This is a genomic window from Sphaerisporangium krabiense (assembly GCF_014200435.1).
In the GTDB taxonomy this organism is placed as follows: Bacteria; Actinomycetota; Actinomycetes; order Streptosporangiales; family Streptosporangiaceae; genus Sphaerisporangium; species Sphaerisporangium krabiense.
In genome coordinates, this window is sequence record NZ_JACHBR010000001.1 from 5,798,216 (window position 1) to 5,817,855 (window position 19,640).

Annotated in this window: 14 protein-coding genes and 1 tRNA gene; 13 read left to right on the top strand and 2 right to left on the bottom strand. The window is 71.8% G+C overall.

The window, feature by feature from the left end:
* Positions 1-13 precede the first annotated feature (13 nt).
* The 11 genes from trpB to pyk all read left to right on the top strand — a co-directional run bounded on the left by trpB (position 14) and on the right by pyk (position 16,221).
* Positions 14-1,237 (top strand): tryptophan synthase subunit beta, encoded by a 1,224-nt coding sequence (trpB, locus tag BJ981_RS25360; protein WP_221315343.1) that lies wholly within the window; start codon positions 14-16, stop codon positions 1,235-1,237.
* 40 nt (positions 1,238-1,277) lie between these two features.
* Entirely contained in the window at positions 1,278-2,072 is a 795-nt protein-coding gene (trpA, locus tag BJ981_RS25365) for a tryptophan synthase subunit alpha (protein WP_184614410.1), read from the top strand.
* Between the two features lie 262 nt (positions 2,073-2,334).
* The gene (locus tag BJ981_RS25370; protein ID WP_239139631.1) at positions 2,335-2,856 is read left to right on the top strand and encodes a DoxX family protein; all 522 of its coding nucleotides are present in this window, start codon (positions 2,335-2,337) and stop codon (positions 2,854-2,856) included.
* Between the two features lie 13 nt (positions 2,857-2,869).
* Positions 2,870-3,619, top strand: a complete 750-nt coding sequence (locus tag BJ981_RS25375) for a DsbA family protein (RefSeq protein WP_184614414.1) — start codon at positions 2,870-2,872, stop codon at positions 3,617-3,619.
* Between the two features lie 26 nt (positions 3,620-3,645).
* The gene (lgt, locus tag BJ981_RS25380; RefSeq protein WP_184614416.1) at positions 3,646-4,704 is read left to right on the top strand and encodes a prolipoprotein diacylglyceryl transferase; all 1,059 of its coding nucleotides are present in this window, start codon (positions 3,646-3,648) and stop codon (positions 4,702-4,704) included.
* A 106-nt stretch (positions 4,705-4,810) separates the two neighbouring features.
* On the top strand, positions 4,811-5,617 hold the full coding sequence (locus tag BJ981_RS25385) for a hypothetical protein (protein WP_184614418.1): 807 nt from the start codon (positions 4,811-4,813) through the stop codon (positions 5,615-5,617).
* Between the two features lie 11 nt (positions 5,618-5,628).
* The gene (locus BJ981_RS25390; RefSeq protein ID WP_184614420.1) at positions 5,629-6,276 is read left to right on the top strand and encodes a hypothetical protein; all 648 of its coding nucleotides are present in this window, start codon (positions 5,629-5,631) and stop codon (positions 6,274-6,276) included.
* A gap of 296 nt (positions 6,277-6,572) precedes the next feature.
* Positions 6,573-11,087 carry a glutamate synthase large subunit gene (gene gltB, locus BJ981_RS25395; RefSeq protein ID WP_184614422.1) on the top strand — a complete coding sequence of 1,505 codons (4,515 nt, stop codon included), beginning with the start codon at positions 6,573-6,575 and terminating at the stop codon, positions 11,085-11,087.
* A gap of 13 nt (positions 11,088-11,100) precedes the next feature.
* On the top strand, positions 11,101-12,585 hold the full coding sequence (locus BJ981_RS25400) for a glutamate synthase subunit beta (protein ID WP_184614424.1): 1,485 nt from the start codon (positions 11,101-11,103) through the stop codon (positions 12,583-12,585).
* A gap of 288 nt (positions 12,586-12,873) precedes the next feature.
* The gene (locus tag BJ981_RS25405; protein WP_239139630.1) at positions 12,874-14,517 is read left to right on the top strand and encodes a S8 family peptidase; all 1,644 of its coding nucleotides are present in this window, start codon (positions 12,874-12,876) and stop codon (positions 14,515-14,517) included.
* A 273-nt stretch (positions 14,518-14,790) separates the two neighbouring features.
* Entirely contained in the window at positions 14,791-16,221 is a 1,431-nt protein-coding gene (gene pyk / locus BJ981_RS25410) for a pyruvate kinase (protein WP_184614427.1), read from the top strand.
* A gap of 124 nt (positions 16,222-16,345) precedes the next feature.
* Here pyk and BJ981_RS25415 read toward each other — a convergent pair.
* Positions 16,346-16,418, bottom strand: a tRNA-Leu gene (locus tag BJ981_RS25415).
* Positions 16,419-16,468: 50 nt separating this feature from the next.
* Between BJ981_RS25415 and BJ981_RS25420 the strand changes: the two genes are divergently transcribed.
* Positions 16,469-17,062, top strand: coding sequence for an ANTAR domain-containing response regulator (locus BJ981_RS25420; RefSeq protein ID WP_184614429.1), 594 nt, complete (start codon positions 16,469-16,471; stop codon positions 17,060-17,062).
* A gap of 72 nt (positions 17,063-17,134) precedes the next feature.
* On the opposite strand, the gene BJ981_RS39370 is transcribed toward BJ981_RS25420, so the two are convergent.
* Entirely contained in the window at positions 17,135-18,043 is a 909-nt protein-coding gene (locus BJ981_RS39370) for a permease-like cell division protein FtsX (protein ID WP_184614431.1), read from the bottom strand.
* A 441-nt stretch (positions 18,044-18,484) separates the two neighbouring features.
* Here BJ981_RS39370 and BJ981_RS25430 point away from each other — a divergent pair, with 441 nt between their 5' ends.
* Complete coding sequence (locus BJ981_RS25430) at positions 18,485-19,633, top strand: branched-chain amino acid ABC transporter substrate-binding protein (RefSeq protein ID WP_311745743.1); 1,149 nt, start codon at positions 18,485-18,487, stop codon at positions 19,631-19,633.
* Positions 19,634-19,640: the final 7 nt, after the last annotated feature.

Sequence of the window (19,640 nt, forward strand, 5' to 3'; positions counted from 1 at the left end):
CACAGAGGGCAGCCTGATCACCGCGGCCGACCTCGCCGGCGGCGGCGTGGCAGGCGACGATCCCGACGTCCGCGGGCGTTTCGGGGTGTTCGGCGGCAGATTCGTGCCCGAAGCCCTGATCCCCGCCCTCGACGAGGTCGCCAAGGCCTACGAGGACGCCAAGTCCGACGTCGCGTTCCTGCGCGAGTTCGACCACCTGCTGCGCACCTACGCCGGCCGGCCCACCGCCGTGACCGAGGTCCGCAGGTTCTCCGAGGTCGCCGGCGGCGCCCGCGTCCTGCTCAAGCGCGAGGACCTCACGCACACCGGCGCCCACAAGATCAACAACGTGCTCGGCCAGGCCCTGCTCACCAGGCGCCTCGGCAAGACCCGCGTGATCGCCGAGACCGGCGCCGGCCAGCACGGCGTCGCCACCGCGACCGCCTGCGCGCTGCTCGGCCTCGAATGCGTCATCTACATGGGCGAGGTCGACTGCGAGCGCCAGGCGCTCAACGTCGCCCGCATGAAGCTCCTCGGCGCCCGGGTCGTCCCCGTCGCCAACGGCAGCCGCACACTCAAGGACGCCATCAACGAGGCCTTCCGCGACTGGGTCACCAACGTCGACAGCACGCACTATCTGTTCGGCACCGTCGCCGGCCCCCACCCGTTCCCCGAGATCGTCCGCGACTTCGCGCGCATCATCGGCGTCGAGGCCCGCCGCCAGGTCCTGGAGCTGACCGGCCGGCTGCCCGACGCGGTCGCCGCGGCCGTCGGCGGCGGATCCAACGCCATCGGCATCTTCCACGCCTTCATCGAGGACGAGGGCGTCGCCCTGCACGGCTACGAGGCGGGCGGCCACGGCCTGGAGTCCGGCGAGCACGCCCTCACCCTCACCGAGGGCTCGGTCGGCGTCCTGCACGGCGCGCGCACCTACGTCCTGCAGGACGACGAGGGCCAGACCATCGAGTCGCACTCGATCTCCGCGGGCCTGGACTACCCGGGCGTCGGCCCCGAGCACGCCTGGCTCAAGGACTCCGGCCGCGCCACCTACCACGGCATCACCGACGCCGAGGCCATGGAGGCCTTCTCCGTCCTCGCCCGCACCGAGGGCATCATCCCGGCCATCGAGTCGGCGCACGCCCTCGCCGGGGCGATCAAGCTCGGCCGCGAGCTCGGCCCCGAGGCCACCATCCTGGTGAACCTCTCGGGCCGCGGGGACAAGGACATGGGCACCGCGATGAAATATTTCAACCTGTAGGCCTGTGGGCCCCGGAAACCTGTGAGCGGGACTCTCTGACATGACGACTCTTCAGACGGTGTTCGAGAAGGCGCGGGCCGACAAGCGGGCCGCCCTGGTCGGGTACCTCCCGGCCGGCTTCCCCGGCAAGGACGGCGCCATCGCCGCCGCGACCGCGATGGTGGAGGCCGGCTGCGACGTCATCGAGATAGGCCTGCCCTACTCCGACCCGCTCATGGACGGCCCCACCATCCAGGCCGCCGTGCACCGCGCCCTCACCGGCGGCACCCGCATCGCCGACGTGCTGCGCACCGTCGAGGGCGTGGCCAAGACCGGCGCCGCCGTTCTGGTCATGACGTACTGGAACCCCATCGACCGCTACGGCGCCGAGCGTTTCGCCCGCGACCTGGCCGCCGCGGGCGGCGTCGGCACCATCACCCCCGACCTCACCCCCGAAGAGGCCGGGCCCTGGCGCCGGTACAGCGCCGAGGCCGGCATCGACACCGTCTTCCTGGTCGCCCCGAGCTCCACGGGCGAGCGCATCCAGGCCGTGGCCGAGTGCTGCACCGGCTTCGTCTACGCCGCCTCCCTCATGGGGGTCACCGGCGCGCGCGACTCGGTGAGCTCGGCGGCCGAGGGCCTGGTCGAGCGCACCCGGGCGCACACCTCGCTCCCGGTGTGCGTGGGCCTCGGCGTCGGCACCGGCGCCCAGGCCGCGCAGGTCGCCAAGTACGCCGACGGCGTCATCGTCGGCTCGGCGTTCATCCGCCGCCTCCTCGACGCCCCCGACGAGGCCGCCGGTCTGGCGGCGGTGCGCGAGCTCGGCGAGGAGCTCGCCGCGGGCGTGCGTTCCTGATCCTCCCGGCTCCGAGCACGGCCCCGGCGGGCACGGCGGCGTCCGGCTTCGGCCGCGCCACCAGCGCTTAGCCGGGGCTTATCGCGTTCATGATGAGCTTGGTGGCCGGTACCCTCGGCATGAGCGCCGACGCCGGCCCGGTCCGCCGGCGGGCCGCCGCGTGCCGGCCGGGCGCCGCGCGGCGCCGTCGGGCGCCCGTACAGGCCTAAGGAGACGTTGACGTGCCAAGCGGGAAGAGGCCGCGCCGATGAGGTGGCTTTACGTGCATCCGGCGGTACCCTGGGTGACGACCGTCGCCCGGCTGGTGGTCGCCGCCGTGCTCATCACGGCCGGCTGGCTGAAGATCGGCACGCCCGCGCTGTCCGTCCAGGCGGTGGAGGCGTACGAGCTGCTGCCGGAGTCGGTCGCGTCCGCGGTGGGCCACGGCCTGCCGATCATCGAGATCGTCGTCGGAGTGCTGCTCGTCGCCGGGTTGCTGACCCGGGTGGCGGGCGTCGTCTCGGCGCTGCTCATGCTGGCCTTCGTGGTCGGCATCGCGTCGGCGTGGGCGCGCGGCCTGCGCATCGACTGCGGCTGCTTCGGCGGCGGCGGTCAGCTCGCCGCGGGGGCCGATCCCGGCTACCTGTGGGAGATCCTGCGCGACGCCGGGCTGTTCCTGCTGGGCGCGTGGGTGGCCTGGTTCCCGCCGGGCCGCCTCGCGCTCGACGCGGCGCTCGGGCTCGCGCCCGGGCGGGACAGGGACGACGACCTCGATGTCGACGATCTGGGCGAGGAGCCCGCATGAAGGGGGAGCACTGATGGGAAAGGCCGCGCGGGAGGTCTCCGCCCGCGAGCGGATCAAGTCGCAGCGCGAGCGCGAGCGCAAGGAGCAGGCCAGGCGCCGCGTCATCACCATCGTCGCCGTCGTGGCGGTCGTGCTCGCGGTCGTCGGCGGCGGCTGGTGGTACTACCAGCGGGGCAAGTCCGAGACGGTCAGCGGCGGGCTCGCGCCGATCACCTTCCAGCAGGACGGCTCGATCGCCATGGCCAAGCCCGGCGTCCAGAAGCCGGTGGTCGACGTCTACGAGGACTTCCAGTGCCCCGCCTGCAAGCTTTTCGAGGAGAGCAGCTCGGCGACGCTGAAGAACATGGCGGCGGACGGCCAGGTGAAGGTCGTCTACCACCCGATCAACATCTTCAGCCAGGAGCCCACGCTGGGGAACACCATGCGCGCCTCCTCGGCCGCGCGATGCGTGCCCGCCGGGCAGTGGTCGGCCTTCCACGACCGGCTCTTCAAGGAGCAGCCCCCGGAGACCCGATCGGGCTTCTCGCTGGACGACCTGGTGAAGTGGGGCAAGGAGGCCGGCGTCACCGACCCGGGCTTCGAGTCCTGCGTCAGGTCCCAGAAGCACGCGCAGACCCAGGCCGCCTTCAGCAAGAAGGTCTTCGACGCCAAGCTCGTGCCGGACGGCACGCCCACGCTGCGCCTGAACGGCGAGATCATCGACAACAACGTCGCGTTCAGCCCGGGTTCGCTGCGTCAGGCCATTCTTGATGCCGCGAAGTAGGCACGGAAACGGTAACGTCACCTGACATGCCCCTGGCCTCCATTCCCAGCCCGTCCGAAGGGGTCTGGTACCTCGGACCGATTCCCCTGCGGGCCTACGCGTTCTGCATCGTGCTCGGCGTCATCGTCGCCGTCTGGATCGGGGAGCGCCGCTGGCGCGCCCGCGGCGGCGAGCCGGGCACCATCACCGACCTCGCCGTCTGGGCCGTCCCGTTCGGCCTGGTCGGCGGCCGGCTGTACCACGTCATCACCGACTGGCAGCTCTACTTCGGTCCTGACGCGCGCAACCGGCCCATCGACGTCCTGTACGTCTGGCACGGCGGCCTCGGCATCTGGGGCGCCATCGCGCTCGGCGCCGTCGGCGTGTGGATCGCCTGCCGCAGGCGCGGCATCTCCCTGTCGGCGGTGGCCGACGCCTGCGCGCCCGGCATCGCGGTGGCCCAGGCCATCGGCCGCTGGGGCAACTACTTCAACCAGGAACTCTTCGGCGGCCCGACCGACCTGCCCTGGGGTCTGGAGATCGACCCGGGGCGGGACGGCACGGTGGCGGGCGTGTCCACCTACCACCCGACGTTCCTGTACGAATGCCTGTGGAACCTGGCCCTGGCCGGCGTGCTGATCTGGATCGGCAAGCGCTACGGCCTGCGCCACGGCCGCCTGTTCGCCCTGTACGTCGCCGGGTACACCCTGGGCCGCTTCTGGATCGAGGGCATGCGGGTCGACGAGGCCCACCACATCCTCGGCCTGCGGCTCAACCAGTGGACGTCCCTGGCCCTGTTCGCCGCCGCCCTGGTGTACTTCTACCTGACCAGGAACAAGACCTCCGAAGAGATCGTCGTCCCGGCCGCACGCGAGGCCCACGTCGACCCGGCGCACGGCGCGGACCAGGCCGACGAGCACGAGACGGCCGCGGCCGACCCCGCGCACGACGCCGGGCAGGCCGACGAGGACGAGGTGGCCGACCCCGGCGGGCCCGAGCCGTCCGGGGACGCCGAGGCGCGCGAGCCCGGCGCGGACGAGCCCAAGGTCGCCGGAGCCGCGACCTCCACGACGGTGGCGTCCGACCCGGAGGCGAATCCGCGATGATCCAAGGCCGCTCCTCGGGGGGGCGCGCCGAGGTCCATGACCGGCACCGTGACGCGCCCGGCGCCCGCCGGGCGCGTCACGGCTCGTCGCGCGGAGCCGGCGGCCTGTGAGCGCCCGCAACAAGAGGCGCCGGTCCTCGTTCGAGCTCCCGGCCCTGGCCGAGCGCGGGCTGACCCGGCGTCAGCAGCGCGCGCTGATGATCGTGGGCACGGTCCTGGCCGTGTTCGCGGGCGGTTTCGCGCTGACCGCGATCGTGAGCACGCTCGGCGTCTCCGACGCCGCGCCGGGCCAGAACTCCGGCGACCTGATCGGCCTGCCGGAACCCGACGACTACCAGGCGTGGCCCTCGCCCAAGCTCTTCGGCCCCATCGCCGACCGCGGCGCCGATCCGGCCCCGCTGCGGGCGGAAGAGGTGTTCAACGTCAAGACGCTGAAGAGCGGCGGGGTCACGCTGCGGCTCGCCGAGCGCCGCCTGGACGACACCTGCGCGCCCGCCGTGTGGGGCGGCGGCGTGGTGTCCCGGCTCGGCCAGACCGGGTGCACGCAGGCGGCGCGGGGCGTGTACCTCAGCGCCGACCGCCGCTACGTCGCCCAGTACACCCTGTTCAACATGGCGAGCGCCCAGGCCGCCGACGCCTTCGTGCGGGACATGGCGACGCTGTACCGCGGCGGCGGGTGGATGCGCGCGCTGCAGTCCGAGGCGACCGTCTTCTCCGGGGACGGCTACACCGAGGGCAGCGGCCACGCGATGGGGCACTTCGCGGGGTTCGTCTGGGTGGGCCGGGCCGATCGCCGGGAGCCGGGCCCGAAGGACGACTTCGTCTCGCTGTCCCTGGCCGTCCGGGGAGCCGAGAAGGCGATCTACCGCCGTGTGGTGGCCGTCACCGGGCCGCAGGCCTCCCCGGCGGGGTAGGGTCGGCTGCCGTGCCAAGCCGTACGTTGATCGTCGCCGCGGTGGCCGGGGTGCTGGCCGCGGCAGGGGCGGTCGTGTTCCTCCTCACCCGGCCGGAGACCGGCCCGAGCCCCGCCTACTTCCGGGGAGAGGGCACCTCCGCGCTGTACGCCCCCATCGCCACCCGCGGCCAGGATCCGGCGCCGCTGACCGAGCAGGAGCTGTTCGGGCAGGCCGCCCGCCTGGTCGAGCAGGGGGTGACCATGGAGCGCCGCGGGGCCGCGCTGTCGGCCGACTGCGGGGAGGCGTTGTGGGGGAGCGGGGTGAAGGCCGCGGCGGCCGGGTGCGCGGGCGTGGCGCGGGCCTCGTTCACCGGCGCCGGCGGCGCGGTGTCCGGCCAGTACGCGGTGTTCGACATGCCCGACGGCGCCGCCGCCGACCGGCTCGTGGCGGCGCTCGACCCCCGGCGCGGCGGGGGCTTCCTGCGGGCGGCGCCCGGCCAGCCGCCGTCCTTCGACGCCGGGCACAGCCGCGCCGCGGCGCGCGCGCTCGGCCATTTCGTCGTCGTCAACTGGGTCGGCCCGGTGGGGGACGAGCGCACCGCCGATCTGACCCTCCCGCAGCTCGCGCTGGAGCGGCTCGGCGCGTTCGCGCAGCGGCGCGTCCTGGCCGCCGGGTGATCGCGGCGGGGGCGCGCTTGACCGGTCCCTGACCGGGTCCGGGGCATTCCCGGGTGCTTTGACCTGGAATAACGCCCTGTCGTGCGCCGTTCCTTTGACTGCGGCCTGGGACGTACGGCTGAGGACACCAAGATGTGGGCACTTCGATGGTGAATGTTCGCGATCCCCACCTGGCGGGCACCATTCCGGCAGGGTGAGGTAGTCTCTACACACCTAACAGCAGCAGGGCCAACGTCGTCCCTCTTGCCTGCACTCGCCAATCCGACGAAGCAGACGAAGACGACGGGAGGGATTCAATGCCTGCTGCCCGCCTCGGTCTCCCCGAGCCCCAGGGCCTGTATCACCCTTCGCACGAGCATGACGCCTGTGGTGTCGCCATGGTGGCCGACGTCAACGGCCGGCGCACCCACGAGATCGTCGCGAAGGCCTTGACGGCACTGTGCAATCTCGATCACCGAGGAGCCAAGGGTAGCGAACCGGACACCGGCGACGGCGCCGGCATCCTGACGCAGATGCCCGACGCGTTCCTCCGCGTCTCCGTGGACTTCCCCCTGCCGCTCGCCGGCTCCTACGCGGCCGGCATCGCCTTCCTGCCCGCCGACGGCCAGGCCCGCGCGATCGCCACCGGCATGATCGAGGAGATCGCCGCCGAGGAGGGCCTCACGGTCCTCGGCTGGCGCGAGCTGCCCATCGACTCCACGCAGGCGGGGCCGAGCGCCCGGGCCGTCATGCCGTTCTTCGCGCAGCTCTTCGTCTCCTCCCCGGGCGGCGAGAGCGGGCTGGCGCTGGACCGCCTGGCCTTCTGCCTGCGCAAGCGGGCCGAGCACGAGGCGGACGTGTACTTCGCCTCGCTGTCGTCGCGCACGATCGTCTACAAGGGCATGCTGACGACGCCGCAGCTCGAAGGGTTCTTCCCCGACCTGTCCGACGCGCGCTTCGAGAGCGCGATCGCGCTGGTCCACTCCCGCTTCTCGACCAACACCTTCCCGTCGTGGCCGCTGGCGCACCCGTACCGCTACGTCGCCCACAACGGCGAGATCAACACCGTCAAGGGCAACCGCAACTGGATGCGCGCCCGCGAGGCGATGCTGGCGAGCGACCTGATCCCCGGCGACCTCGCCCGGCTCTTCCCGATCTGCGACCCCGACGGCTCCGACACCGCCTCGTTCGACGAGTGCCTGGAGCTGCTGCACCTCGGCGGCAGGAGCCTGCCGCACGCCGTGCTGATGATGATCCCCGAGGCGTGGGAGAACCACGCCGAGATGGACGCCGCGCGGCGGGCGTTCTATGAGTTCCACTCCACCGCCATGGAGGCGTGGGACGGCCCGGCGTCGATCACCTTCAGCGACGGTACGCTGGTCGGCGCGGTTCTGGACCGCAACGGCCTGCGTCCCGGCCGTTTCTGGGTGACCGAGGACGGCCTGGTCGTGCTGGCCTCGGAGGCCGGTGTGCTGGACGTCGAGCCGTCCAAGGTGGTGCGCAAGGGCCGCCTGCAGCCGGGCAAGATGTTCCTCGTCGACACCTCCCTCGGCAAGATCATCGAGGATGACGAGATCAAGGCCGAGCTGGCCGCCGCCAACCCCTACGGCGAGTGGCTGCACGCCGGGCTGGTCCGCTTCGAGGAGCTGCCCGAGCGGGTGCGCCCGATCCTCACCCACGAGGCCCTGGTCAAGCGCCAGCAGACCTTCGGCTACACCGAGGAGGAGCTGCGGATCATCCTGGCGCCCATGGCCAGGACCGGCGCCGAGCCGATCGGTTCCATGGGCACCGACTCGCCCGTCGCGGTGCTCAGCGAGCGGCCGAGGCTGCTGTTCGACTACTTCAGCCAGCTCTTCGCCCAGGTCACCAACCCGCCGCTCGACGCGATCCGCGAGGAGCTCGTCACCTCGCTGCAGACCACGATCGGCCCCGAGGGCAACCTGCTCGCCCCGGGCCCGGCGTCCTGCCGCAGGCTCGTGCTGCCCTACCCGGTGATCGACAACGACGAGCTCGCCAAGATCATCCACATCAACGACGAGGGCGCGCTGCCCGGTTTCCAGCCGCACGTGGTGTCGGGCCTGTTCGAGGTCGCGGGCGGCGGCGAGGCGCTGCTGCACCGCCTCGAGGAGATCTGCGCCGAGGTCTCGGAGGCCATCGCCGGCGGCGCCCGCATCATCGTGCTGTCCGATCGGGGCTCCGACGCGCGCATGGCGCCGATCCCGTCGCTGATGCTCACCGGCGCGGTGCACCACCACCTGATCCACGAGAAGTCCCGCACCCGCGTCGGCCTGGTCGTCGAGACCGGCGAGGCCCGCGAGTGCCACCACATGGCGCTGCTCATCGGGTACGGCGCCTCGGCGGTCAACCCCTACCTGGCGATCGAGACCGTCGAGGACATGATCGCCTCCGGCGCGCTGGCCCTGGAGCCGCGCGCGGCGGTGCGCAACCTGATCAAGGCGTACGGCAAGGGCGTCCTGAAGGTCATGTCCAAGATGGGCGTGTCCACGGTCGCCTCCTACACCGGCGCGCAGATCTTCGAGGCGCTCGGCCTCGGCGCGGACGTCATCGACGCCTGCTTCGCCGGCACCACCTCCCGGCTCGGCGGCGTCGGCTTCGACGTGCTCGCCCGTGAGGCGGGCCTGCGCCACCGCCGGGCCTACCCGCGCGCGGAGAACGCCCACCGCCGCCTGGAGGTCGGCGGCGAGTACCAGTGGCGCCGCGAGGGCGAGCCCCACCTGTTCAACCCCGAGACGGTCTTCCGCCTCCAGCACGCCACCCGCACCCGGCGCTACGAGATCTTCAAGGAGTACACCGGCCTGGTGGACGGCCAGGCGGAGCGGCTGATGACGCTGCGCGGCCTGTTCCGGCTGCGCGAGGGCGTGCGCCCGCCGGTGCCGATCGAGGAGGTCGAGCCGGTCGAGAGCATCGTGCGCAGGTTCTCCACCGGCGCGATGTCCTACGGGTCGATCTCGCAGGAGGCGCACGAGACCATCGCCATCGCGATGAACCGCCTCGGCGGCAAGTCCAACACCGGCGAGGGCGGCGAGGACCCGGAGCGGCTGTACGACCCGGTGCGGCGCAGCGCGATCAAGCAGGTCGCCTCCGGCCGCTTCGGCGTGACCAGCGAGTACCTGGCCAACGCGGCCGACATCCAGATCAAGATGGCCCAGGGCGCCAAGCCCGGCGAGGGCGGCCAGCTCCCCGGCCACAAGGTCTACCCGTGGATCGCCAAGACCCGGCACTCCACGCCGGGCGTCGGCCTCATCTCGCCGCCGCCGCACCACGACATCTACTCGATCGAGGACCTGGCCCAGCTCATCCACGACCTGAAGAACTCCAACCCCGACGCCCGCGTCCACGTCAAGCTGGTCGCCGAGGTCGGGGTCGGCACGGTCGCGGCGGGCGTCAGCAAGGCCCACGCCGACGTCGTGCTGATCTCCGGGCACGACGGCGGCACCGGCGCCTCCCCGCTGACCTCGATCAAGCACGCGGGCGCGCCCTGGGAGCTCGGCCTGGCCGAGACCCAGCAGACCCTGCTGCTGAACGGCCTGCGCGACCGCATCGTCGTGCAGGTGGACGGCCAGCTCAAGACCGGCCGCGACGTGGTCGTGGCCGCGCTGCTCGGCGCCGAGGAGTTCGGCTTCGCGACCGCGCCGCTGGTGGTGTCCGGCTGCGTCATGATGCGCGTGTGCCACCTGGACACCTGCCCGGTCGGGGTCGCGACGCAGAACCCCGAGCTGCGCAGGCGCTTCAGCGGCAAGCCGGAGTTCGTGGTCAACTTCTTCGAGTTCATCGCCGAGGAGGTCCGCGAGTACCTGGCCGCGCTCGGGTTCCGCTCGATCGAGGAGGCCGTGGGCCACGCCGAGTTCCTGGACACCGCGGCCGCCGAGGACCACTGGAAGGCCGCGGGCCTGGACCTGTCGCCGATCCTGCACGTGCCCGCCCTGCCCGAGGGCACGCCGCTGCGCCGCACCATCGCCCAGGACCACGGCCTGGACAAGGCGCTGGACAACACGCTGATCCAGCTCGCCGAGGGCGCGCTGGCCTTCGGCGACCGGGTGACGCTCGAACTGCCGATCCGCAACGTCAACCGCACCGTCGGCACCATGCTCGGCAACCAGGTGACCCGCCGGTTCGGCGGCGAGGGCCTGCCGGACGACACCATCGACGTCGGCTTCACCGGCTCGGCGGGCAACTCCTTCGGCGCCTTCGTGCCGAGGGGCGTGACGCTGCGGCTGACCGGCGACGCCAACGACTACCTCGCCAAGGGACTGTCGGGCGGCCGTGTCACCGTGCGGCCGCACGACGACGCGCCGTTCAGCGCCGAGACGCAGGTCATCGCCGGCAACGTCGGCCTGTACGGCGCGACCTCCGGCGAGGTGTTCATCCGCGGCGTCGTCGGCGAGCGGTTCTGCGTGCGCAACTCCGGCGCCACCGCCGTCGTCGAGGGCGTGGGCGACCACGGCTGCGAGTACATGACGGGCGGCCGCGCGGTCGTGCTCGGCCCGACGGGCCGCAACTTCGCGGCGGGCATGTCCGGCGGCATCGCCTACGTGCTGGACCTGAACCCGGCGCGGGTCAACCGCGAGATGGTCGAGATCGAGCAGCTCACCGAGGACGACGCGGAGTTCCTGCACGAGATCGTCGAGCGCCACCTGGCCGAGACGGGCTCGACCGTCGCCAAGGCCCTGCTGGACGACTGGGACGTCGCGCTCACCCGGTTCGGCAAGATCATGCCGTCCGACTACAAGAGGGTGCTCAAGGCCGCCGAGACCGCGCGCGCCGAGGGCCGGGACATCGACGAGGCGGTCATGGCCGCCGTGCACGGTTAAGGGAGGTTCACCGATGGCCGACCCCAAAGGGTTCCTGACGCACGCCCGCGAGCTGCCGCAGCGCCGCCCGGTCGACGTGCGCATCCGCGACTGGCGTGAGGTCTACGAGGACTTCTCCAAGCCCGCGCTGACCAAGCAGGCCGCACGCTGCATGGACTGCGGCATCCCGTTCTGCCACAACGGCTGCCCGCTCGGGAACCTCATCCCCGAGTGGAACGACCTCGTGTACCGGGACGACTGGCGCGAGGCGGTCGAGCGGCTGCACGCGACCAACAACTTCCCCGAGTTCACCGGGCGGCTGTGCCCGGCGCCGTGCGAGACGGCGTGCGTGCTCGGCATCAACTCCGACCCGGTGGCGATCAAGCGCGTCGAGGTGGAGATCATCGACCGCGCCTTCGACGAGGGGTGGGTGACGCCGCAGCGGCCCACCTCCAAGTCGGGCAAGAAGGTCGCGGTGATCGGCTCGGGGCCCGCGGGCCTCGCGGCCGCCCAGCAGCTCACCCGCGCCGGGCACGACGTGGTGGTGTTCGAGCGCGCCGACCGGATCGGCGGCCTGCTGCGCTACGGCATCCCCGAGTTCAAGATGGAGAAGCGGCACCTCGACCGGCGCCTGGCGCAGATGCGCGCCGAGGGCACCGAGTTCCGCGCCGGGGTGAACGCCGGCGTGGACGTCACGGCCGAGCGGCTGCGCGCCGAGTTCGACGCGGTCGTGCTGGCCGGGGGCGCCACCGCCTGGCGCGACCTGCCGGTCCCCGGCCGCGAGCTGGACGGCGTCCACCAGGCGATGGAGTACCTGCCGCTGGCCAACAAGGTGCAGGAGGGCGACCTCGCCGCGCCTCCCATCTCGGCGGAGGGCAAGCACGTCGTCGTGATCGGCGGCGGCGACACCGGCGCCGACTGCATCGGCACGGCGGTGCGCCAGGGCGCGGCCTCGATCACCCAGCTGGAGATCATGCCGCGGCCCCCGGAGCGGCGGCCGGCCGCCCAGCCGTGGCCGACCTACCCGATGCTCTTCAAGGTGGAGAGCGCCCACGAGGAGCTGGAGGCCGACGGCGGCGCCCGGGTCTACGCGGTGTCCACGACCGGGTTCGTCGGCGACGAGCAGGGCCGGGTGAAGGCCCTGCGCCTGGTGGACGTCGAGGGCCCGTCGGGCGGGTTCAAGCCCGTGCCCGGCACCGAGCGCGAGATCCCGGCCGAGCTGGTCACGCTGGCGATGGGCTTCGTGGGCCCGGAGAAGGGCGCCCTGCTCACCGACCTCGCCGCGCTCGCCCCGGACCGCGAGGCGTTCTTCGACGCCCGGGGCAACGTGGCCAGGGACAAGAGCTACATGAGCGGCGTCGACGGCGTCTTCGTCGCCGGCGACATGGGACGCGGGCAGTCGCTGATCGTGTGGGCGATCGCGGAGGGCCGCACGGCCGCGGCGGCCGCCGACCGCTACCTCACCGGCCAGACGGCCCTGCCGGAGGTGATCCCGCCGACGGCCAGGCCGCTGGTCTGACGCGCGCCGCCGGCCGGAGTCCCTCATCGGGAGCCCGGCCGGCCCGCTGAGCTGCGAGGACGGCGTTTCCCCACCGGGAGCGCCGTCCTTTTGCGGGTTTAAGCGGATGTCACATATAGCTTGTAGTTACATATGCATAGGTGGGGTGGATTGCCGTTGCAATCGGCGGACGAGTTGCTTTGGTCCTCGATCCACTGAAAGATGCTGCCTCGTCATAGAGACAGCTTGAGGAGAGGGTCAATGGTGCGGGGGTACGGTCGCCTGAGAGGCGCTGTCGTTTCGGTCACGGTGGGCGCGCTCGCCGCCGGATCTCTTCTGACCGGTGCGGCCTCCGCCGGCGCCGCGCCCGCGAAGGGAACGGCGGCCGAGTACCTGGTCTTCTACGCCCCCGGCGCGCGCGACGACGCCCTGGCCGCGATCAAGGGCGCGGGCGGCACGCCCGGCGCCGTCGACGCCAAGCTCGGCTACGTCCTGGCCCGCGGCGCGGGCGCCGGGTTCGCCGAGCGCCTCGGCGCCTCCGCCTCCATCGTCGGCGTGACCGCCGACCGGCGGATCGGCGCGGCGACCTCCCTGGCCGCCTCCGGCGCCTCCCGCACGGCGAGCACCTCCACCGCCGCCGCCAGCGCCGCCACCACCGGCGCGGCGGCGTCCACGGCGGGGGCGGACCCGCTCTCGTCCCGCCAGTGGGACATGAAGATGATCGGCGCCACCGCCTCCGGCTCCTACGCCAAGGCGCGCGGCAACAAGAAGGTGCTGGTCGGCATCATCGACACCGGCGTGGACGGCAAGCACCCCGACATCGCCCCGAACTTCAACCGCGCGCTCAGCCGCAACTTCGTCACCGACCGCCCGAACGACCCGAACGGCAAGGAGCTGGACGGGCCGTGCGAGGTCAAGAGCTGCAAGGACCCGGCCGACGTGGACGACGACGGCCACGGCACCCACGTCGCCAGCACCATCGGCTCGCCGCTCAACGGCCTCGGCGTCGCCGGCGTCGCGCCCGACGTGTCGCTGGTCAACATCCGCGCCGGCACGGACTCGGGGTTCTTCTTCCTCAAGCCGGTGCTCGACGCGCTCACCTACGCGGGCGACGCGGGCATCGACGTGGTCAACATGAGCTTCTTCGTCGACCCCTGGACGTTCAACTGCGCGAACAACCCGCAGGACTCCCGGGCCGAGCAGCTCCAGCAGAAGGGCGTCATCACCGGCGTCCAGCGGGCCCTGGACTACGCCCGCGCCCGCGGCGTCACGCTCATCACCGCCCTCGGCAACGGCTCCACCGACCTCGGCCACCCGACCGTGGACAAGGAGAGCCCCGGCTACCCGCTCGGCGGCGAGCGCGAGCGTAAGATCGACAACTCGTGCGTCAACGTCCCGGCCGAGTCCCGCGGCGTCATCTCGGTCTCGGCTCTTGGCCCGAGCGGGCGCAAGGCCTGGTACTCCGACTACGGCATCGAGCAGACCGACCTGTCGGCCCCCGGCGGCGACCCCAGCGACTCCGGCACCTCCCTCAAGGGCAACGCCCGCGAGATCCTGGCCGCCGCGCCGGAGAAGGCCCTGCGCAGGCAGAAGCTGATCGACGCCTCCGGCAAGCCCACCGGCCCCTCGGTGGTGCGCGACTGCCGCAACGGCCGGTGCGCCTACTACCAGTACCTCTCCGGCACCTCCATGGCCTCCCCGCACGCCGCTGGCGTCGCCGCGATCCTGGTCGCCCGCTTCGGCAAGCCCGGCAAGGGCGGGCTCGCCCTGGCCCCCGCCACCGTGGAGCGGCTGCTGTACGCCACGGCCACGCCCACGGCGTGCCCGGCGTCCGGCTCCACCCGCTACTCGGTGAGCGAGGAGACCCACGTCTGCGCCGGAAGCCGCGCCAAGAACGGCTTCTACGGCCACGGCATCGTCAGCGCCTCGCGCGCGGCCACCGTCAAGGGCTGACCCGGCCCCGTCACGGCCGCCCGGCGCGGGCGGCCGTGGCCCGGAAACCGGCGCGCGCGCCCGCGCGCGGCAACTATCCTGTGAGACGCACGGACACCATGACGGGCCACGCGGGCCCGGCCGCGCCGTCCCGGCGCCCGCCCTGGCGACAGGGCCTGCGACCTGCGACGGAACGCGTCGGCGCCCCAGAGGCGATCTCACGTCACCTGGATTTCCCCAGGCGCTGCGCACTTCGTCATCGCCAAGTGGTCTGTACCAATTAGGGTAGGGCTTGTGAGTCGTCGAGCGAAGATTGTGTGCACACTGGGGCCGGCCACCTCCTCCCCGGAGCGCCTGCGCGAGCTGATCGTCGCGGGCATGAACGTCGCCCGGTTCAACCTCAGCCACGGGAGCCATGAGCTCCACAAAGAGATTCACGGGCGGGTGAGGGAGGCCGCCGCCGAGCTCGGCGCGGCCGTAGGGGTCCTGGCCGACCTGCAGGGTCCCAAGATCCGGGTGGGCCGCTTCGCCGAGGGCCCGGTCCGCCTCGGCTACGGCGACGTCTTCACGATCACCACCGAGGACGTCCCGGGGGACCGCTCCCTGGTGTCGACCACCTACGAGGGCCTGCCCTCCGACGTCCGCCCCGGCGACAAGATCCTCGTCGACGACGGCCGCCTGGTCCTGGAGGCCACCGACGTCGACGGCCCGCGCGTGGTCACCAAGGTCCTGGTCGGCGGCATGATCTCCGACAACAAGGGCCTCAACCTGCCCGGTGTCGCCGTCTCGGCCCCGGCCCTCACCGAGAAGGACGAAGAGGACCTGCGCTGGGCGCTGCGCACCGGCTTCGACATGATCGCCCTGTCGTTCGTCCGCAGCCCCGACGACGCCTCCCTGGTCCGCGCGATCATGGACGAGGAGGGGGTGCACCTCCCGCTGCTCGCCAAGATCGAGAAGCCGCAGGCCGTCGAGTGCCTCGAAGAGATCGTCGACGCCTTCGACGGCATCATGGTCGCCCGCGGCGACCTCGGCGTCGAGCTGCCGCTCGAACAGGTGCCGATCGTCCAGCGGCGCGCCATCGCCCTGTCGCGTGAGAAGGCGCACCCGGTCATCGTCGCCACCCAGATGCTCGACTCCATGATGAGCGCCCCCCGGCCCACCCGCGCCGAGGCGTCCGACGTCGCCTTCGCCGTCATGGACGGCGCGGACGCCGTCATGCTCTCCGGCGAGACCTCGGTCGGCAGCCACCCCATCGAGGCCGTCGCCACCATGGACCGCATCGCCTGCGCCGCCGAGGTGGAGTCCCTGCAGTCCACCCACACCTTCGAGCGCGTGCCCGAGACCACCGGCGGCGCCATCGCCCGCGCCGCCGCCGAGGTCGGGGCCATCGTCGGAGCCAAGGCCCTGTGCGCGTTCACGATGTCCGGCGAGACCGCGCGGCGGCTGGCCCGCTACCGCTCGCCGATCCCGCTGCTGGCCTTCACCTCGGCCCCGGAGGTCCGCGGCCAGCTCGCGCTCACCTGGGGCGTCGAGACCTTCGAGGTCCCCTTCGTCCACCACACCGACGACATGGTGCGCCAGGTCGAGTCGGCCCTGCTGTCGCTCGGCCGCTGCGAGAAGGGGGACAAGGTCGTCATCGTGGCCGGGTCGCCCCCCGGGAGCCACGGCTCCACCAACGCCCTGCGCGTGCACACCATCGGCTCGGCGGTCTCCAGCTCCGGCTGAGCCCCGCCGCCCGCGCGGGCGGCCACACACGGCAACGGGAGCGGCCCCCGCGCGGGGACGCTCCCGTTTCGTATGGATCTCGCCTGCGATGTGCCGTCCGCGGACGCGTCGCGCGCCGGCTCAGTGCCCCGAGTGGGATTCGAACCCACACTTGATGGATTTTGAGGCCATTGACTCTGCCGTTGGTCTATCGGGGCGCCGTGAGGCTCGTGCCCCTAATCTAGCGGACGTCGGTACCCTCTTGGTCGTGAGTACGCAGCGGCGAGTGGTGATCGCGGAAGACGAGGCACTGATCCGCCTCGACCTCAAGGAGATGCTGGAAGAGGAGGGCTATGCCGTCGTCGGCGAGGCCGGGGACGGCGAGGCGGCCGTCGGCATCGCCTTGGAGCAGCGTCCCGATCTGGTGATCCTGGACGTCAAGATGCCGATCCTGGACGGCATCTCGGCCGCCGAGCGCATCGTGTCCAAGCGCGTGGCGCCCTGCCTGATCCTGACGGCGTTCTCCCAGCGCGACCTGGTCGAGCGGGCCAGGGACGCCGGGGCCATGGCCTACCTGGTGAAACCGTTCACCAAGTCCGACCTGGTCCCCGCCATCGAGATGGCCGTCAGCCGCCATGTCGAGATCATCGCCCTGGAGAAGGAGGTCTCCACGCTCGGCGAGCGCCTGGAGACCCGCAAGCTCGTCGAGCGCGCCAAGGGCCTGCTGATGGCCCAGCACGGCTGGACCGAGCCCCAGGCGTTCCGCTGGATCCAGAAGGCCTCGATGGACCGCCGCCTGAGCATGCGCCAGGTCGCCCAGGCGGTCGTCACCGACGCCGACACCGGCACCCCGCAAACCTGACCCGCCCTCGCGCCGGCCTGCGGGCCGGGCCGGCGCGGGAGCCGAGGCGGCCGGCCCTGCCGGGCCGCGTGCCTACGCCGGGTCGAGCGCCTCCACGAGGCGCACGCCTGGCATGTTCTGGACGGCCTCGCCGACGGTCCTGATGACCCGGCGGTCGGTCAGCTTGACGTAGAACGCCTCTTCCAGGGGCTCCCGGGTGACCATCGGGTCGCCGCGGGGGGTGGTGTCGTCGGTCGCGTAGTGGGCGGCCACCTTGGCGACATGGGGGCGGTCCTCGAAGTAGATCTTCTCCACGCCCTCGATGTCCCAGAGCAGATCGACGATGTCCTGTTTCTGCGCCTCGCTGATCGGCGGGTCGTTCACGCTGGTGCAGTCCATGCCCGGCTCGTTCGGGCATAACCGGATCACCACGTCCGCCTTGCCCGGCCAGAAGCCCGGCGTGCCCGGAAGGACGTCCCGTACCCCGAGGATGGACCTGGCACGTTCGGCGGCACGTGGGTAGTCCTCCCGCCGTGCCAGGTGCCCGACCAGATATCGCACGTAGACGACATCAGTGTCGCGGACGTTGTTCCTCTCCAGGAGCTGCGGCATCCATATGTCCTTCTCCTGTACGTTCCCGGGGTCGAAGAACCGGATGGAGGTGACTCCGGTGGCGGCCCGCACGGCGGCGCCCACGGCGGCCGGGTCCTTCGCCGCCGCGTCCCCCTCGGCCGGGCAGTCGGGGAGACGGGGGTGGCACAGGGCGACCATGATCTCGGGACGCTCCGGCCAGGGGCCGTCCGGGGGAGGGAGCGGTCTGCGGGACAGGTCGCGCAGGTACCAGGAGCCCGCCCCGGCCGCGCAGACCACCAGCGTGGCCGCCACGCATACGGCCAGCGCGCGGCGGCGGGCGAGGATCCAGGCGTGCAGACGGGCACCGCGCTCGGAGACCTCGCCGAACGATAACTCCTCGGGTTCCGGCGGATCGGGATGATTGTCCACGGCGTTCACTTTGGGCGAGATGACGAGATGCGGGCAACCGATTCGGGAACACCGGACAGAGGGCTGTGATCTTCGTTACGTTTTCGCACCAGGGATGCACCCAGCGTGTCAAGATTCCGGTGCCGGTCGTGTCAAGCACGGACGCCGGCCCTCTGCGGGCCGGTCTCCGGGCGGGGCGCGGAGGGGCCACCCATGCCGCCCCGCCCCATGTGACCTTTACTTTTCGAGTCGATCGCCGAAGAGGACCGGTGTGATAACGAAGCGGTAACGTGATGTGACTCTGTACCGACCTGTGACTTGTGCTGGGTGTAATGCCGTCAATGACCCCTGGCCAGATCGCCAGGGGGGCACTGTGAACCCGATCCCGACACGGGATCAGGCGAAAGGAAGGCAACCTTGCGGCCCAAGATTGCTCGCCTCGGGGGCGTGCTCGCCGTCGGTGTGGCACTTACCGTTGGTCTCGCCGCATGTGGCGGGTCGGAAGAACCGGGCGGGGGCAGCTCCGGCTCGGCGGCCGCGCCCTCCACGCTCAAGATCGGCTTTATGGGCGACCTGTCGGGCGAGAACTCCGGCATCGTCATTCCCCCCAAGAACGGGGCGCTGCTGGCGGTCGACGAGTACAACGCCACCAACCCCAAGGTCAAGCTTGAGCTGGTCACCTACGACAGCCGCGGTGACGCCACCACGGCCGTGAACCTGGCCCAGAAGGGCATCAAGGACGACAAGATCGTCGCCCTGGTGGGTCCCGCCTTCTCCGGTGAGTCCAAGCAGGCCGTCCCGGTGCTGGAGGAGGCGAAGATCCCGAACATCTCCGCCTCGGCCACCGCGGTGGACCTGGCCAAGCAGGGCTGGAAGTACTGGCACCGCGTCGTCCCCAACGACGGCGTGCAGGGCCCGGCCATCGCCGACTTCATCGTCGGGGCCGCCGCGGCCAAGAACGTGGTCGTCGTGGACGACAAGTCCGAGTACGGCAAGGGACTCGCCGACGCGGTCCGCACCCAGCTCAAGGCCAAGGGTGTCACCCCGGCCGACGACGCGCTCGACCCGGCCGCCACCGACTACTCCTCCACGGTCAACAAGGTCAGTTCGGCGAAGCCGGACGCGATCTTCTTCGGTGGTTACTACGCCGCGGCCGGCAAGCTGCTCAAGCAGCTCCGTGACAAGGGCGTGACGGCGAAGTTCTTCTCCGGCGACGGCTCGCTGGACAAGGGCATCATCGAGAGCGCCGGCTCCGCGCAGGCCGAGGGCGCCCTCATCGGCTGCCCCTGCCGCATCCCGACCGCCGCCGAGACCGACGAGAAGGTCAAGAAGTTCGCGGCCGACTACAAGGCCAAGTTCGGCGCCGACCCGCTGATCTACGCGACCGAGGGCTACGACGCCATGACGGCGTTCACCAAGGCCCTGGCCGGCGGCGCCACCACGTCCGACGCCATCAACGAGGCGATCGGCAAGTCGGACTTCGAGGGCATCTCCAAGCACATCAAGTTCGACCCGAACGGCGAGCCCGCGGCGAAGTCGATCTACATGTACCAGGTCAAGGGAGGCCAGATCGGCCTGCTCGGCGACACGACGACGGCCAAGCTCGGCTGACGGACCA